The organism is Acidisoma sp. S159, from assembly GCF_009766125.1.
In the GTDB taxonomy this organism is placed as follows: Bacteria; Pseudomonadota; Alphaproteobacteria; order Acetobacterales; family Acetobacteraceae; genus Acidisoma.
The window spans coordinates 1-16,885 of the sequence record NZ_LMUG01000093.1 but is presented as its reverse complement, the minus strand read 5'-3'; the positions used below and the strand labels follow the sequence as shown (position 1 = coordinate 16,885).

Annotated in this window: 14 protein-coding genes and 3 pseudogenes; 8 read left to right on the top strand and 9 right to left on the bottom strand. The window is 60.3% G+C overall.

Features of this window, described 5'->3' with window-relative positions; all coding sequences use genetic code 11:
* The 6 genes and pseudogenes from GSQ92_RS31280 to GSQ92_RS28215 all read right to left on the bottom strand — a co-directional run.
* Window positions 1-650: pseudogene (locus tag GSQ92_RS31280) on the bottom strand (transposase zinc-binding domain-containing protein); the annotation flags it as partial.
* Between the two features lie 113 nt (window positions 651-763).
* Entirely contained in the window at window positions 764-1,015 is a 252-nt protein-coding gene (locus tag GSQ92_RS28230; protein WP_305782236.1) for a tyrosine-type recombinase/integrase, read from the bottom strand.
* A gap of 103 nt (window positions 1,016-1,118) precedes the next feature.
* Window positions 1,119-1,349, bottom strand: a pseudogene (locus GSQ92_RS32020) (phage integrase N-terminal SAM-like domain-containing protein); the annotation flags it as partial.
* A 248-nt stretch (window positions 1,350-1,597) separates the two neighbouring features.
* A complete protein-coding gene (locus GSQ92_RS28225) occupies window positions 1,598-2,365 on the bottom strand; it encodes an SDR family oxidoreductase (protein WP_158803177.1) in 768 nt (255 codons plus the stop codon).
* A 2-nt stretch (window positions 2,366-2,367) separates the two neighbouring features.
* Complete coding sequence (locus GSQ92_RS28220) at window positions 2,368-3,564, bottom strand: mandelate racemase/muconate lactonizing enzyme family protein (protein ID WP_158803178.1); 1,197 nt, start codon at window positions 3,562-3,564, stop codon at window positions 2,368-2,370.
* Window positions 3,565-3,616: 52 nt separating this feature from the next.
* Window positions 3,617-4,357: a FadR/GntR family transcriptional regulator gene (locus tag GSQ92_RS28215; protein WP_216850078.1), complete on the bottom strand. Its 741-nt coding sequence runs from the start codon at window positions 4,355-4,357 to the stop codon at window positions 3,617-3,619.
* 171 nt (window positions 4,358-4,528) lie between these two features.
* On the opposite strand from GSQ92_RS28215, the gene GSQ92_RS28210 reads away from it, so the two are divergent.
* Entirely contained in the window at window positions 4,529-5,479 is a 951-nt protein-coding gene (locus GSQ92_RS28210) for an ABC transporter permease (RefSeq protein ID WP_158803179.1), read from the top strand.
* 10 nt (window positions 5,480-5,489) lie between these two features.
* Here the strand turns inward: GSQ92_RS28210 and GSQ92_RS28205 are convergent, their stop codons facing one another.
* Complete coding sequence (locus GSQ92_RS28205) at window positions 5,490-5,660, bottom strand: hypothetical protein (RefSeq protein WP_159014714.1); 171 nt, start codon at window positions 5,658-5,660, stop codon at window positions 5,490-5,492.
* Between GSQ92_RS28205 and GSQ92_RS28200 the strand changes: the two genes are divergently transcribed.
* From GSQ92_RS28200 to GSQ92_RS28170, 7 genes are all read left to right on the top strand, one after another.
* Complete coding sequence (locus tag GSQ92_RS28200; RefSeq protein WP_159014713.1) at window positions 5,647-6,594, top strand: ABC transporter substrate-binding protein; 948 nt, start codon at window positions 5,647-5,649, stop codon at window positions 6,592-6,594. The genes GSQ92_RS28205 and GSQ92_RS28200 overlap by 14 nt on opposite strands.
* Window positions 6,595-6,628: 34 nt before the next feature.
* Complete coding sequence (locus GSQ92_RS28195; RefSeq protein ID WP_159014712.1) at window positions 6,629-9,145, top strand: ATP-binding cassette domain-containing protein; 2,517 nt, start codon at window positions 6,629-6,631, stop codon at window positions 9,143-9,145.
* Between the two features lie 167 nt (window positions 9,146-9,312).
* Complete coding sequence (locus GSQ92_RS28190) at window positions 9,313-9,525, top strand: hypothetical protein (RefSeq protein WP_216850081.1); 213 nt, start codon at window positions 9,313-9,315, stop codon at window positions 9,523-9,525.
* Window positions 9,526-9,795: 270 nt separating this feature from the next.
* Window positions 9,796-10,089, top strand: coding sequence for a TMEM175 family protein (locus GSQ92_RS32015; protein WP_158803189.1), 294 nt, complete (start codon window positions 9,796-9,798; stop codon window positions 10,087-10,089).
* 1,461 nt (window positions 10,090-11,550) lie between these two features.
* Window positions 11,551-11,916 carry a response regulator gene (locus GSQ92_RS28180; RefSeq protein WP_158803182.1) on the top strand — a complete coding sequence of 122 codons (366 nt, stop codon included), beginning with the start codon at window positions 11,551-11,553 and terminating at the stop codon, window positions 11,914-11,916.
* A 471-nt stretch (window positions 11,917-12,387) separates the two neighbouring features.
* Window positions 12,388-12,948: a DUF2493 domain-containing protein gene (locus tag GSQ92_RS32010; RefSeq protein ID WP_158803183.1), complete on the top strand. Its 561-nt coding sequence runs from the start codon at window positions 12,388-12,390 to the stop codon at window positions 12,946-12,948.
* 693 nt (window positions 12,949-13,641) lie between these two features.
* Complete coding sequence (locus GSQ92_RS28170; RefSeq protein ID WP_158803184.1) at window positions 13,642-13,854, top strand: hypothetical protein; 213 nt, start codon at window positions 13,642-13,644, stop codon at window positions 13,852-13,854.
* An 813-nt stretch (window positions 13,855-14,667) separates the two neighbouring features.
* Here GSQ92_RS28170 and GSQ92_RS28165 read toward each other — a convergent pair.
* Both GSQ92_RS28165 and GSQ92_RS32005 read right to left on the bottom strand, forming a co-directional pair.
* Window positions 14,668-15,966, bottom strand: a complete 1,299-nt coding sequence (locus GSQ92_RS28165; RefSeq protein WP_254065643.1) for an MFS transporter — start codon at window positions 15,964-15,966, stop codon at window positions 14,668-14,670.
* Between the two features lie 481 nt (window positions 15,967-16,447).
* Window positions 16,448-16,827: pseudogene (locus GSQ92_RS32005) on the bottom strand (KUP/HAK/KT family potassium transporter).
* Window positions 16,828-16,885: the final 58 nt, after the last annotated feature.

Here is a 16,885-nt window from a genome sequence, read left to right as displayed (position 1 = left end):
GAGAAGAAGCGTAACCTGCCAGCTGTGAACGCCTTCTCCAACGCGTGCAGAAACAGACCTCGGAACAGTCGCGACAGCACGCGGACCGGTAGAAAGAAGCCCGACCGGCAAGCAACCCAGCGATTGCCGTCCGGCGAGATCCCGCCGCCGGGGACGAGGCAGTGCAGATGCGGATGGTGCATCAGGTTCTGCCCCCAGGTGTGTAGCACGGTGAGGAAGCCAATCTCGGCACCGAGGTGCGCCGGGTCGGCGGCGATCCGGCGCAGGGTCCGGGCAGCGGCTTGGAACAGAATGTCGTAGACGACCGGCTTGTTCTGGAAGGCGATCACGGCGATCTCGTCCGGCACGGTGAACACGACGTGGAAGTAGGGTACGTCGAGCAATTCTGTTTGCCGGTGCGCCAGCCATCGGGCGCGAGCCAGTGACTGGCACTTAGGACAGTTGCGATTGCGACAAGAGTTGTAGGCGATGCGTTGATGACCGCAGCCGTCGCAGCGCTCGACATGCCCGCCGAGGGCTGCGGTGCGGCACAGCTCGATCGCTCGCATCGCTTGGCGCTGCACGGTGGAAAGCGACGCGCCATGCAGCGCCCGATAGGCCTCACCATAGCGGCGGAATACCTCCGCGACCTCTGGCGTGTTGCCGGCCATTGCGGCCGGGTTCAGGCGGGTGCCGGCGCCGCCTCTCCCGCTGCAGGCGGGGCTGCCCGCAGGCCGTCCAGCGGGCTGGCGGTGGCGCAGACCTTGTGGGTCGCCAGCCGCAGCTATCGGGCCGTGGTGTTCAGGCTACGATGGCCGAGCAGTAGCTGGATGGTGCGCAGGTCAGCACCGCTCTCGAGTAGATGCACCGCGAAGGCGTGGCGCAACGCGTGCGGCGTGACCGGTTTGCCGATGCCGTGCTGGCGCCGCATGATGCGACAGGTGTCCTCGACGGCCGATGGGGTGATCGGCTGTCCTGGGACGTCGCCGGGGAACAGCCACTCCTTGGGACGGGCAGTGCGCCAATAGTCGCGCAGAAGGTCGAGCAGTGTGGGCGACTTCGGCTGGGCTCATCACGACCGGAAGATGTTGTGGCCTGCGACGGCCGAACGGCAGGACCTCGTCGAGGTTCCAGTCGCGCATGAGGGTGGTTTTGTAGAGGAACCGCAGCGCCGCGACGGCGACGGCGACGGCGATCGAACTGGGCGATAGGTGCCGCTCCTGGGTCAGATAGAGTTGAAAGGCTTGGATCTCGGCAGGCCCGAGGAGTTCTGGCGATTTGTGGAAGCATTGGGCGCATATGGCGCCGTATTGGACGTAGGCACGTTGCGTATGTCGCGAGAGGCCGCGAAGCTCCATGTCCTCGGTCATGCGTTGGCGAAGCGGGGTCATCGATTGCTCCTATGCAGGTGTGGCGCGCCACGGTCCTGCAAACGGGGCAGTCAGATGAACAACGAACGATTACCGGCCTCGCGGAAGACTACGCCGGATTGCTCAACCTATCGCGCGCGACCACGCGACTCCCGCGCAGCGGGTTAGTACACATCGTGCCTTCGCTTAAACCTCGCAAATGTCGCCGACGCTTGCGCGAAGGTCTTCCGAGGCTTGACGTTGCTCAGTCACAGAACGGCAAGCATGCCCCCGTCCACATACAGAATTTGCCCGTTTACGAAATCCGACGCTGGCGATGCTAGGAACACGGCTGCTCCGATCAGATCTTCGGGTGTTCCCCAGCGTGCGGACGGCGTACGGCCGCGGACCCAAGCATCAAAGGCTTTATCCTCGATCAGCGCCTTGTTCATCTCTGTGATGATGTAGCCCGGCCCTATGGCATTGGACTGAATATCGTACTTTGCCCATTCCGCCGCCATCGACCGGGTGAGCAGTTTGATGCCGCCTTTGGCAGCCGTGTAGGGAGCGACCGTGGCGCGCGCGACCTCGCTTGTCAGAGATCCGATATTGATGATCTTGCCGCCTTTGCCGCGCGCGATCATACGGCGCGCGGCTTCGCGTCCCATCACGAAGGCGCTCGTCAAATTGGTTTCCAGCACGCGCCGCCAATCCGCGACGGCAAGGTCGATCATAGGCTTGCGGAATTGGATGCCAGCGTTGTTGACGAGGATATCAATGTCGATGCCTGCTTCATCGAAGGCCGCGAAACCCGCCAGCACGGCCGCTTCATCCGCAACATCGAAGGCGCTGACCGAGACCGTATATCCCGCCTCAATGAATCCCTCTTTGGCCGCTGCGAGCTTCGCTGCGTCCCTTCCATTGAGTACGACGGCCGCGCCCGCTTCGGCCAAGCCACGCGCCATCACAAGCCCCAGGCCGCCAGATGATCCGGTGACAAGGGCTGTTCTGCCCGAGAGGTCAAAAAGTTTGGACATTTCTAAGCATCCGTCCGCCGCACCACGAGATCGGATCGCTCGAATACCGAGGCCTGCAGCTCCGTGCCTAGGCCAGGACCTTCCATTGGATAGACGTAGCCATCGCGGATCACCGGCACTTCAGTCACGAGTTCCTTGTACCAGCCAGTGTAGAAGGCACGTACCGATTCCTGAATGAGGGTGTTCGGCTGGCTGAAGGACATGTGAACAGCCGCCGCGAAACCCACCGGGCCGATGCAGTCGTGCGGCGCGAATGGCTTGTGATAGGTTTCCGCCATGGCGGCGATCTTGCGCCCTTCGGTCAGTCCGCCCGTCCAGCAAAGATCGACCATTACGATACCGATCGCATCGCGGTCAAGCATCTCCTTATAGGCCCAGCGCGACCCCAGCGTTTCGCTGGCGCAGACCGGCACATGTGTGGACCGCGCATATTCCGCAAGCGCCTGACTGGAGTTCATGCGAATCGGATCCTCGAACCAGGTCGGCTCAAAAGGCTCCAGGGCGCGAGCGATGCGTTTGGCGGTCGTGAGGTTCCAGAGCGAGTGGAACTCGACCATGATCTCCATGCGGTCACCGACCCGCTTTCGAATGAGTTCGAAAGGCTTCAGCGCCGCCTTGAGCTGTCCAGTCGAGATGTCGAGCCCGCCGGTCTCGCGCGCCGCCGGGTCGAAGGGCCAGATCTTCATAGCATTGATGCCGCTTTCAAGCAGATTCTCGGCTAGAATCCCGGCATCCGTCGTGAAGCTCTGCAGATCTTCATACGGACCCGCCGTCCCGATATTCCAGGTATTGACCGGGCGGATGTCCAGGTTGCGCACATACTGGTAGCCAGCACAGGTATTGTAGACGCGCAGCTTGTCGCGGCAGAGGCCGCCGAGCAGCTGGTACGCGGGCTGGTTCGTGGCCTTGCCCCAAAGATCCCATAAGCCAATGTCGATGGCGGAGGCCGCGCGATACTCGGTGCCTGTGCTGGACTGCGCCATTGGCAGATCGACGAGTTCCTTGTGGATCGCCTCGATGCGCAGCGGGTCACGGCCAAGCAGTCTTGCGCCAAGGGTATCATGGATGTGAGATGCCACCGCGCCCGCGCCGTAGAACGTCTCCCCAAGGCCAATGACGCCTGCATCAGTATGGATGCGTACCCACAGCACATTCTCGAACTCCCGCGTGGAGAGCGTTTCGATCGCGGTTATCTTCATGGTCGTTTCCAATCGTCCCTGTCGGCGGCCAACTGTGCGGCGGCGCCCGGCTTCAGGTCACACCGGCGTTAAGAAGTGCTTTGATGGTGAGGTCGAAATGATCTGCCATGGCTTTCTCCGCCCCTTGCGGATTGCGGTCCTGAATAGTCGCAGCGATGACCGAATGACCGCCGACGCTTTCGCGCCTTGCGGCGTCGTTCGGGCGGCTGGCCCAGCCGATAGCCCAGGTCTCGTGCGTAACCACCCGGAAGGATCCTACAAGGAGTGCAAACAGCGGGTTGCGAGATGCGCGGGCGATGAACTCATGGAACTGCATGTCCAATTCCATCACTCGGGCAGGCTTGTCGAAGTGACGCAGCATATCCGCCGCGACCGCCGTGATGTCGGCGGCTTCCCGTTCCGTGCGCCGGAGAGCCGCCAAAACAACGGTGCGCAATTCAATCGACCGGCGCACGTCCAGAATCTGCTGGATATTAACCTGCTTCGTATGCACCGCGTGTTCGATTAGCAGGCTGGTGACGGACTCGTCCGCCGCCGCCACGCGCGCCCGCCGGCCATTGCCGACATCGATCAGTTTCAGCGCCGCCAGGCCACGGAACCCCTCCCGTGCAACCGCCCTGGACACACCAAGCCGCGTTGCAAATTCGGCCTCGCTTGGCAAGGTCGCGCCGACTGCTAGGCCATTGTCGCGAATGTGGCGGCGAATTTCGCACATCACGCGATCGACGAGGCTTGCGGGCTGCGCGTCCGGGACCGCTTCCCCAGGCGCACTTGCCTCTTGTTCCAGTCCCATCGGGCGAACCTATCTGATAGCTCAAGCTATGATCTTATGAAAGATGTCGCAACCTATTTGTCATGGGATATTGGCCATGTTAGATGCCTTGCAATAAGGGACTCGCCCAAGACAATGACCGTCCCCGAAAAAGGGGCGGAGCCTTTAAGCGGCCAGGGGAGGAAGGTTTGGATGATAGGGGCTCGAGCATCGACCCTGTTTCGCCGGTCCCCCGTTTGGGCCGCCGTCGTTCTGCTCTATATCGTGGCGGCGATCGTTTCGCCGGCGATGCTAAAGCCCGCGCAGATGCTCAACATCCTTCAGGTGACCGCGTTTCTTGGTCTGGTCGCGACCGGACAGACGATGGCTCTTCTGACCGGCGGCATCGACCTCTCCGTCGCGGGCGTCGTCACGATGACGAATATCGTGGCGACCAGCCTCATGCTCGGCCAGAACCAGAATATCGCCGTCGCCATCATCTGCTGCGTCCTTCTCGGCACCGCCGTGGGTATAATAAACGGACTTCTGATCGCGGTTTTGCGCGTCGCCCCGATAATCGCGACGCTTGCCATGAACTCCATTCTGTTCGGTTTGGCCCTGGTCTATACAGGCGGCGCGCCGCACGGATCGTCGGCGAATGCCTTCAATGTCATCGGGCAAGGACGTTGGTTCGGCCTTCCCGCAAGCGCGATCTGCTGGCTCGTGGTGGCAATCGGCGTCGCCTACATGATGCGGCGCACGACGCTGGGCCGCTGGATCTACGCGGTGGGTGCGAATGAAGCTGCCGCCCGCTTAATGGGGGTTCCCACACGCATAGTGGTGGTGACGGCCTACGCCCTCAGCTCGGTCCTCGCCGTTCTCGGTGGTCTTCTCGTCACCGCCTATGTCGGCAATCCCAGCCTTGGCATTGGAAATCAGTTCCTGCTGACCTCGGTGGTGGCCGTCGTTGTCGGCGGCACGGCACTGACGGGCGGCATCGGCAGTGTCGCGGGCACCATCGCCGGTGCTCTCTTTGTGACTGAGCTCACCAGCTTCACCAATATCGCCCAGGCGTCCACGGGGACGCAGTACGTCATCCAAGGGGTGCTCATTGCGATCAGCGTCGTCGCGTATCGCATGCTCGGCGCGCGCACGGCCGCATAATCAACAACAATCAAACACGGATGACAACCATGAAGAAGATCATGATGCGGCGTCGCGAGGCACTGAAAGTGGGGCTTGGCGCGGCGGGACTCGTCGCCATTGCGGCGAGCGGCGCCACTGCTTTGGCTGATGCCATCAGCAGCGCGAAGATCGTCGGCTCAGGGGAGATGGCGAAGGGCATCAGCAAACCTGGCAAGCTGCGTATCGGATTTTCCAACGGTTTTTCAGGCAATACATGGCGCACAGAATGCCTGACCTCGATGTTGAACGAGGCCAAGCTCAATACCGATCGCTACGAGCTGATCGTAGTTGACGGCCAGGGTGACATCAGCAAGCAGGTCAATGATCTCGACGATCTCATCGTGCAGAACGTCGATGCCATCCTATGCATCGCGAATTCCGGCACAGCCGTGGTCCCAGCCTTCCGCAAGGCGACCCGCGCTGGCATCATCGTCGTTCCGTTCAATCTTCCCGTCGAAGGTGAGCATTGGACGGCCTACATTGGCACCGACCCCGAGAAGAAGGGGGCCACCACCGGTAAGGCCCTGAACGATATGCTTGGCGGCAAGGGCAAGATCGTCGCCCTCGGTGGACTGCCCGGCAATTCCTATACAGCCGGATGCTGGGCCGGCGCAAAATCTCAGTTCGAACCAGGTATCCAGATTCTGGCCTTCAAGGATGCCTCATGGCAGGAAGACCGCGCCAAGGTGGTGATGGCCGATCTATTGGCCGCGTATCCCCAGATCGACGGTATCTGGTGCGACGGTGGGCAAGACGCCGCCGGCGCACTCAAGGCGATGATAGCCGCCAACCGGCCTCTCGTGCCCGCCACCGGCGACGACTACAATGGCCTGTTCAAGCTGTACGACGCACAGAAGGCGAGTAATCCCAAGTTCAAGATCGCCTGCGTTTCCGAGCCTTCTTGGGAAGGCGTCGTCGCGCTCCGCACTACTGTCAAGCTGCTTTCCGGGCAGGATATGCCGAAGCGTCAGATCATCTATCCCCTGCTGATCGACGACAGTAACTACACCCAGTTCATGAAGCCTGGCCTTCCCGATGGCGTCTTTGTCGACACGCTTCTGACGGACGATCAACTCAAGAAGCTCTTTGGCTGATCGCACGAACAGAGAGCCCGACCGGATGTTGGACGTGGATAGGCCCGAGATAGCGAACGAGACCAACGCGCTTGAACTCATCGACGTGGACAAAAGCTTCCCGGGTGTCCGCGTCCTCAAGGGCGCGTCCTTCGCGTGCCGGCCGGGCGAGGTGCATGCCCTCATGGGCGAGAACGGCGCCGGCAAATCAACGCTTATGCGCATCATTGCCGGCGTCTGGAAGCCTGAGGCTGGCCGCATCCTGATCCGTGGCCGAGACGTGCAAATCACGGGGCCGAAACAATCCCAGGATCTCGGCATCGCGATGGTCTACCAGGACACGCGCTTGGTTCCAGATCTCGATGTTTCTCAGAACATCTGGTTCGGGCGCGAGCCTGGCGGTGCCGTTCTAGTCGATCGCGGCGCGATGGATCAGGGCGCTCAGTCAATTTTCGATCGCCTCGGCGTGTCGATCGCGCTCGACACGCCGGTTCGCGACCTCACCGTTGCCGAACGCCAGCTCGTCGAGATTGCGCGGGCACTGACGACCGACCCCGCCGTGCTCATTCTGGACGAGCCAACCTCCGCGCTGGATGCTGCCGAGATACAGCATCTCTTCACCATCATCTGCCAGCTCAAGAAGAACGGGACGGCGGTGATCTTTATCTCCCACCGCCTGCCGGAAGTCTTTGCAATCGCCGACCGCATCACGGTGCTGAAGGATGGCGAGGTGGTTGGCACCGTTGATCGGGATGAGGTCGATCACGAACAATTGGTCGCCATGATGGTTGGGCGGGAGATGGCTCTGGCCTATCCGCCGCGCGCCTCGCATGCCGCTGGCGCCGACCGGCTGGTGGTCGAGAACCTGTCCAGCCCCGGACGGTTCGAAAGCCTGTCCTTCCACGTCCGCGCTGGCGAGATCGTGGGATTCGGCGGCATCCAGGGCAACGGCCAGGCAGAGGCTGTGCGTGCGTTGTTCGGATTGCTACCCTGGACCGGCACAGCGACGCTGGACGGCACCAGCCTGCCCCACGGATCGCCGGCGCGGGCCATCAAGGCTGGCATCGTCTATGTCCCAGGCGAAAGGCACCGCGAGGGGCTGTTTCTGCCGCACTCGATCCGCGAAAATATCTCTCTTCCACATCTTTTCGGCTGGGCTGGCCTCGGTATCGTTCCCGCCGCGCGCGAGCGTGACGTGACGGCGGGTGCGATTGCGAGCTATGCGATCAAGACGCCGTCCGCCGAGCAAATCGTTCGCAACCTTTCGGGGGGCAATCAGCAGAAGGTCGTGCTCGGGCGCTGGACCGCCGGCAATCCGCGCCTCTTCCTCTTCGAGGATCCCACGCGCGGCGTCGATGTCGCGACGAAGCTCGAGATTTATCGGCGCATCCGGTCTCTCGCTGAGGCTGGCGCCGCCGTGATCCTCGTCTCCTCCGACCTCCTTGAGTTGATCGGCCTCAGCGACCGCATCCTGGTCTTCTCACGCGGGCGCGTCGTGCAGGAGATCGCCGGCACCGACGCGACCGAGGACGCGATCGTCGGCAGTGCGACAGAAGCCGGCACCACCGCCGCCGAAGCCGTTACAGCCGCTGAGCCCGTGGTGCACGCCGCTCGCCGACACCGGCGTCCGCTGTTCGCGCGCTACGCCGGCGCAATTTTGCTAGCGGTGCTGATCATTGCTCTCGGCATCGGCACCTCGCACGTGTCGAGCTTCTTCTTCTCGGTCAGAAACCTCTCGAATATAGCCGGGCAGGTGGCACCGCTTGCGCTCGTGGCCCTTGGTCAGTTCTGCGTCATTGTACTCGGGGGCATCGATCTCTCGGTGGGGCCGCTCATCAGCTTGGTGACCGCCCTCACCTCCTTCGTCGCCGTAACTGAGGGCGCCACCGCCATGTGGGCCGCTATTGCGGCGGCGCTTGGCACCGGCCTCGTCACCGGATTGGTCAATGCCGTCCTGATCGTGCGCCTCAAGATCCCGGACCTGATCGCGACGCTTGCGACTTATTCGGTGGTTTTTGGCGCGGCGCTGATCATCCGGCCAAGCCCCGGCGGCCTCGTCAGCGACACCTTCCTGGATACATTCAGCAGCAATATCGGGCCGGTGCCGGTGGCGGCGCTCGTCGTTGGGTTGCTGTTTGTTGTGGCCGAATTCCTGCTGTTGCGCGGTCGCCTGGGCCAACGTCTCTACGGCGCGGGTTCGAGCACCGAAGCGAGCGTCGTTGTCGGCATCAACACCGCGCTGGTGCGTGCGGGTGCCTATGTCTTCTGTTCGCTCTGTGCCGCCGCCGCGGGGCTGCTGATCGCGGCTCGTATCGGCAGCGGCGATCCCCAGGCTGGGGCGTCCTTCACCCTCTCCTCCGTCACCGCTGTCGTGGTCGGCGGCGTTAGCGTCCTCGGCGGACGCGGAACCGCGATCGGTGTGCTGGCCGGAGCCATCGCGGTCGGCGTCATGCAGAATGCGCTGAACCTGATGCACGTGTCTGCCTACTACCAGTATGTCTGGACCGGCGGACTGACCCTGGTCGCGGTCGCGGGCTACTCCCTGCGCACATCCAAGGCCAGACGTACGTGACGCGCACCGTTGCCGATGGCGAGAACAGATTGGGCGAGTTTTCCGTCTGAACTCTAGCGGAGCAGGCTTTCGTTCCGTTGATGTCGCACGAACTACTTCGACGCTCTGACCCCGCCAAGGGTGACCTCGCGTAACTGGCCGAGCCGATTCATGCGTTGGCGTAGCGCATGAATGGGCTGCAGGCATACCGCGGCACGGCAGCAGGCTTCGCCTATATCTTTGTCAAGGCGCCGAGCTTCCTCGCCATCTTCCTGTTCCCGGTTTTATTCGGTGCCATTGGAAAGGCAAATGCGACGCTGTTCACCGCCGTCTTTCCACTCATGGGTTTACTCGCTGCAATCTTTATCCTGCCTGAGGTCTACGGTTACGAGGACGACTGAATGTAGCATAGACTCCATCGCGGCGTGACAATTGAGCGGGTTCTTTGCCTTGCCAACTCTGCTACTTCATCAGATGGAAACTGCGGCCCTTCGTGAAACCGAACCTCGGGCGTCATTCGGCCACGCCTCGGGAAGCTCTGAGCGGCGCCGAGGAGGCGCCCCTTCGGTCATCGAAACGATTGCGGTGTTTAGACCCAGGCCGCCGGCAACAGCGGACCCGGCTGCTCTCATCAAGATCATGTCGAATCTGCGTCTGATGCCACGAGCTTAATTTTCATTGCAATCATCCGGGTCAACCACCACGATCTTGTGAAATCGGCTCGGAAGGTAGACATCAGTACGCTATGGGCGAACATCATGATGCTCTTCACTATGTCATTTATCCCGTTCGCCACAACGCATTTGGCCGAGCAGCTTCGCTCGCCTATGCAGGTCGCGATCTATAATGGCCTCTTCTTGCCAATACACCTCCGATTCAGCACTCGCTGCACAAGACACTGTCGCGATCTCCGCAAGCCACAGCTCGCAAACTCAGAATCTACTCTAGTGATCGATTGCAAATAAAGTGCCTGTAGTCGGATCAGGCGAGCGTGGGCGATCTGTCAGTGTTTGATGAGCGTGCCAAGCTATCGTCATTCCTCTAACCGCACTACAGCCGCCAGCTATTCGACCATTCGAGCGCCTTTAGTTGCCGGCTGGTCCGGGACCTCGTCCTTGCCAGAGTCCCGGAAAAGGTTGTCTAGCTCGCCGAGCATGCACGGGGGAGAACTGCATTGTACAATGACGTCCGTGCATTCTTGCAGATTCAGCACTTCTTTCGCTGCGGCCTCTTTCTCAGGATCCTGACGCATGTCACCCTCATCCGGGAGCAGGGGCCCATGAGTGAGCCCTTACCCGATTCCCGAGTGCTATTTGTGCTCGCCGCCCTTGACGTTCTCTATGCTATCTCGACATGCCAGGGCTTTGTAAGATGCCGAGCGCAACAATCGCGCCTATTGGCGCCGTCTGATGCGCACATCCGCTGATCTGACTACAATGGGCAAGCGGGAACTCGTCAGATTTCATGCGTAGAAAACACGCTGGAAGCAAGGCTGGTCCTGTTGAGCCTAAGCTATCCTAAATCTGCTTGAATCCGATCGCCATAAGTTATTCCCGCTTGCCTCCACCGATGCCATGTCGATCGAGCGGATAGGGGCGTTTCGGCAATCGAGCGCGCGCTTCACCATGGTAAGCCGATCTAACGGACTTCGAGTATCACACTCATTTGCGACAGCGTTGTTCACGTCGGCAAACGTAGCAGACGGGCAACGATCCGAGCGCCCTGTGACACCGGATCGACTGCGCTCGATTATGACAGCCGCGGCTGCTTTTACCTCCGCAGGTCAAGCCGCATCAACACGCGATACTACTGCTTCGTAGTCAAATAGGGCTCATCTCCCGGCTCGGTCACGCGAGCAAGCGAGTGATGGACCCGCACGCGAAGAAGCGTCCCCTGGGGATGGATTCTATTTATTACAATGCTTGTCCAACTCGCGTCGCAGGCGTCTGAGCTCAGGCTCTACGGCGAGGGTAAAACTCACTATTTTGGACGACGGCAGGCCCGTTACCGCCGAGATGGTTTGGCAATGGTGTAATGAAACCCTCCAGTTACGGACAGGTACGCGACGCGATTTAAAAAGTTGAACTTCGACGTTTGAGGTGTCCCGCATCTGCCGCCGCTTCGGAGAAAGACGATTTCGCCATTCGCCTGCGCATCGCTGCCTCGGCCCGGATTCCCAGGGCGGCGGGCGCTATCTCGCCGTCCGCCAGATTGACGCTCAACGGCCGCTGTGGTTCGGCGCACCCACACCTTCCCTTGAGAAGGGTCAGTATAGAATAAAGCTCACGGACTCATGAGAATTTTTCGGGAATACCTCGGCGTCATTCAATGCCGCAGTCGTGTATGGAAATCGGCGGCCTAAGCCATTGATAGAAATAGCGCCTCCGAAGTTGGCGCCGGATTGTGGGGGGAGGGAACCTGTGGGGTTGACGCTGCGCATATTGCTTGTTGAAGACGAGCACCTGATACGACTGACTGCCGCGGAGGCTTTGCGGGACGAGGGCTTCGACGTTGAGGAGGCCTCGAATGGTGACGAGGCAGCTTTACGGCTCGTCGGTCCCAATTTCTTCGACGTGCTATTCACCGATGTTAGAATGCCCGGCAAAATGGACGGTGTTCATATTGCGACGCACGCCAGGACCCATCACCCTCCGATCATCCTGATAATCGTATCTGGCTTCGCGCCACAGCTTGCCAGCCGCTTGAAAGACTTCGACCCCGCCGCAGTGTTCTTCGCCAAACCCTACAGGGTGAGAGACATCGTCAACAGCATTCGGCGTTTGGCCGCCTAAGGGCTCTGCCCTCCCTAGGGTTAGGCCGGGCGACAGGCAGTCCCTCGCCCGGCCTAACCCCAGCGGGAGGTCAGATCGACCAAGGCTAGGAGTCGCTCCATAACAAGCGCCACCAGCGCTGCAAACAAATGCCTGGCAATTCAATAGAGAAGAGAAAGTGCCCATCCGGGCGCCTTGCTCGAGGCGCGTGGCAGAACGCGCTTTAAGTAACTCAGCGATCTACCAAGAGGGCTTAAGGCCTTTGTGCTGAGCAGGGGCGCCTCATAGGTAAACGTTCCTACCATATGTCAGACACAACCAAGTTTTCGGTTGCGCATCAAATTGTCGGGGCAGAATCGGGACTTCGGGGTTGCCGCGCGAGGACAGCCCAGGAAGTTCCTAGATTGGAACGTTCCTGTCAAAGATGCTTGTTGTTTTCTTTTGCGAAATCACTGATAGTCGGCTCATAAATATCCTATCGAGTATTATTAAATGTCGAGAGTTTTAGTGTGCGGAGGGCGCTCATACGCAGATTTTACTTCCGTTAGCAGAGCCTTGTTAGAGGTTCACCTTTCTCTTGGAATTTTGCTACTAGTCCACGGCGGCGTCTCGGGAGCCGATGCGCTGGCGGGCACGTGGGCCGTTAAATTTGGCGTGCCCTCGAAATCCTATCCACCGGATCACGACAGGCATGGCGACCAAGCGATTTTCATTCGCAATGGCCTAATGATTGCTGACGGTAGGCCGCATTTGGTGATTGCCTTCCCGGGTGGGCCCGGAACAATGGACTTATTGGCTAAGGCGGCGGTTGCCGGCCTTCCCATCTGGCACCCCGCAGATGAGTCGCTCGAGAATGTGGTCGGCAACGGCGCGAACCGCATTCCGAGCGACCTCGCACCTTTTCGAAGCGCGACCTCGCCCAAGCCGTTCCCCCCGACTGATAAGCCGGCGAGCAACGTGCCGATCGGAGAAAGTTACGAATGGGGGCCGCCGCGCGATCGACGCCGGCCTGCGAGAGAGATTTTGGTTCATGCAGTCCCCATCAAACGGTGACTTAGCTTGTAGTCACCCTTGTCAGAAGTTTGAAACTCGGCGCCGCCGACCCTAAAAATAGTACTGAGACCTAAGCTCATTCACCCTCAGGCAACAACTTCCGCAACATCTCGCCCCTTGCGCGCATCGCTCCCCATAGTAGGCTATTCTCGGCCTCTAGCTCGGCGACACGCTTCTTCAGAACAGCAATTTCAGCTTGCTGGGCGCGAACCTCCGAGATCAGTTTGCCAGATAGCCCCCTAGCTCAACGCAGCGGCTATGGCGTTAGGATCGAGTGTTCCAGCACGTCACGCGGCTGCTTCATCACAAGGTCATGGACGCGCCTGAATAGCCAATCAATTGACGTGAGCTTCTTTTCGCTCGTTTGATGGCTGATCCGCGAGCTCGCGTTGAATGAGATCTCCCGGATGCTTGATGTGCCGCAACCGCTCGTGCGCGGCGACGAGGGTCTCCATTGAGCGGCGGTTGCTGATTTCGACCTGACGCCGCCTACGAGTAACCATTGATTCGAGCGGGGCATCACCGCGTCGGCCTTGGCAGATGGGAAGGCGAGGTTCATCTCAGGACCACCCGCATTCGACGTTAGCAGGATGATCGTGCCGTCAATGGGCACAGCAGACCCAACGACGACGGTGCGCATCGGCGTTGGAACGTTTCTGCGCTATGCTGGTTACTCCAGAGGAAGAGCCGTCCATGGACAAGAAGTCGAAACCGTCGCTCATCAGGCCAGAACAGAGATGGCGTGGTCCCAATCCTAAAACCGGGCGCAACGAAGCGGCGGTCGTATTGAATTCGCTCATTCCAAAGGTCGAGATCAAGTTCGAGTTCACAGGGCTGGAAATTAGAGTGACAGATAAAACTCTGAATTCGCGGGCGTGGGAGTTCCTGTCAGATGCCCCGAAATGAAATCGGCTCGAGGTTCACGCACAAGAGAGATCATCCAGCGAGCGAAGACGAGCCAACCTATGACGCTAGTGACCAGCGCGACGATTCCCGCTGCGATCAATGGCAGCGCAGCGACATGGTGAAGCAGACATAGTCGCTCCGAGGAGGCTCACAGAGTGTAATACCGAGTCTCGTTAAGGGTGACTCGTGGGGGATTCCCGAATCGGCTTGGCCAGGCTCCCCCATCGCTCGGCGAAGACGTGGACGCTTGTGGTCCGCTCCCCAGGGTTTGCGCGTGTCGTGCTGGAATGTTCGAGACGGCTGAGGCTGCAGTCAAAAATACGATTCCTAGCGCGCGCGTTAGGGGCGAGTTAATGGTCCTCGACCTTCCTGCGCCCTAGCCCCCGGGGCCGTGGCTGCGTCGCTGTAGCGTGAACCCAGTTCAGCCTTTAGCCTCTCGACCTTATCAGCGGCGCGCTTCATGCCTTCGCCGTCGTAGCGATCGCCTGTTTCATGCAATTGCACGAGCTTAGCCTCCGCAGCCGCTAGTTCGGCCTCCAGCCTCAGTAATCCAGCCATCTCAGTCGGCGAAGGCGACACGGGCGCGTCCTATCATCGTTCTCAGAGTAGAAACCTATGCCGGAGCCTCTTCGGGTCAACGACACTCGGGCCCCACCTGACTTCGAGTTGATCAGCGGCCGGCGCCTGATCGCGCTCGAATACCTTAGTGGGCACCGTCGAGGAGCGCCTGCATGCTGGGCACTGCGCCTCGATGTGGCAGTCAGGCTAGTCGAAGATCACAAAGGACTCGAAGTCATACATGCAGACCGGGCGCTAGCCCTGTTGTACTGCCGCTGCGGGCTTGTCCCGCAGCCGAATCGTCAGCACCAGAAGACCGGAGATCAGCAGCGCGCCCGCGAACAGCACGGCGGTCGCTGTGAAACTGCCCGTGCGGTCCTGCAGATAGCCACCTAGGAACGGCCCAAAATAGCCGCCGAGATTGCCGAGCGCGTTGATGAAGCCCATCGCTCCGCCGGCAAGCGCGACCGGCAGCACGCGGGAGGCTGCGGCCCAAAAGGGCCCGTCGTAAGCCAGCGCGCCACCGACGGCGAGGCAGATGAAGACGATCGAGAGCACGACGCTAGTCTTGGCTACAAGAACCGAGATGATGAGAGCGATGGCGGCGGTCGCCGTCGCGTAAAACACATGCCGGCTGTAGAGGCGGTTACGATCCGCGGCCCAGCCGTTGAGGAACAGGAGGACGACGGCGGTGAGATAAGGCAGCGCCGCGATCAACCCGACCGTCCCGAAGCCTTGCTTCGTCAATGTTTTCAACAGAGTCGGCAGCCACATGTTGAGGCCGTAGAACCCGACCTGGATGAGGAAATAGACGCCGACGAATTTCCAGATCGTAGCGTTTGTGAAAATATCCCAGAAAGGGCCGGGCAGCGGTTCCTGCGCGCGATCCTGCGCGATGGAGCTTTCGATATAGTTGCGCTCGGCGGGCGAACACCAAGGCGCTTCACGCGGCCGGTCCCGTATGAAGATCAGCCAGAGCGGCAGCGCGATAATGAACGGCAGCGCGCCCTCAACCATGAAGAGCGTCCGCCAGTCGGAGGCCGAGACGATCCAACCCGAAAGCGGCTGCGTGATGATGGAGGAGATGGCGAGATTGGCCATCCAGAAACCATAGGCGCGGGCGCGTTCTTGAACCGGGAACCAATGGCTGATCAGCACCAGTACAGCAGGCCAGATGCCGCCTTCGGCGACGCCCAGGAAGAAGCGGACGATGACCAGCTGGTCAAAGGTGTGAACGAAGCCGCAAAGAAAGGCCATCACACCCCAGCAGACGATCATGATGGCCACGAATTTACGGGCCGACCAATGTTCGGCAAGCCATCCACCCGGGATCTGGAACAGCATATAGCCGACGAAGAAGATGCCGCCGGCAAAGCCCTGTTGGGCCTTTCCGACATGGAAGTCATGCCCGATGCCGGCGAAGGCATAGGAGATGTTGGTTCGGTCCATGAAAGAGATGATGTAGACGATCATCGCAATAGGGATGAGACGCGCCCAACGCTGGTTGTCAGCGAGGCGACTAATAGAAGCACGCGTTGGTGCATTATCCGACAATCTCTATCTCCTCGGCGCCCCCTCTATGGAGGCTTAATGTCAGTGCCAGATAAACTGTAAGGCCTCAGCTGGTTTCCCCAAAGAGTATTTGACCTTGCATTACGCCTTTATTTCTCATGTCACCGAGGACGGTTTGACTGCGCCGAATAGCTTTCAATGCTTCACTTGCGCGTTGCACGGGCCAAAACACGCATCGCGCATGGACGCCAGCGTCAGAAGGAGAAGCGCTAATATTGACTGATAAGTAAGGGGCAGACGCCATGGAAGAAGGCGAGGGCCGTCCCTCCCCGTCTCGTCGATCCAGGCCGGGTTGAGAGTGAAACGGGACACTTCCGCGGCTGACCAGCTCCACGACTGGAAGCCCGCGCGTTTAGACTGTCGAACTCCGTGACTTTCACCGTCTTTATGGACGTTGGCCAGCTCGGCCACTACGCGTAGTAACCCGAAGGGCGTGAGAGCCGGGCATCCCTCACGCCGAACGCTACAGGGCGACTTGCCGGCCGACTTCCAGAAATCTGTCGGCGGGCAGGTCGAACCTATCCGGCACCCGCACGGCATTCCGATACATGAAAGCGAAGATCATGCGCCGCCATCCGTCAAGGCGAGGTCGATCCTTGCTGCGCACTATCTCGTCGCGAGCCGCAAAGAAGATGGCGGAATCGAGGTTCAGCGGGAGCCTTGCTTTTGGGCGAGGGCCAGGGCGACCGTCAAGCTCGGCACTTCTACGAAGCCAAACCTTACGGTCACGCGCCACAGGCCGTCGGTTATCTGCTCGACCTCGGCTCGCTTCTCCTCGGGTACGCGCGGGATCTCGTCAAAGGCTAGAGTCAAACTTACGACTGTCTCCTGCAGCGCCTTCATATCGGCAATGTGGCGGAGAAGTACCAGCGGGATCAGAATGCCGCCGCGGCTCAAAAAC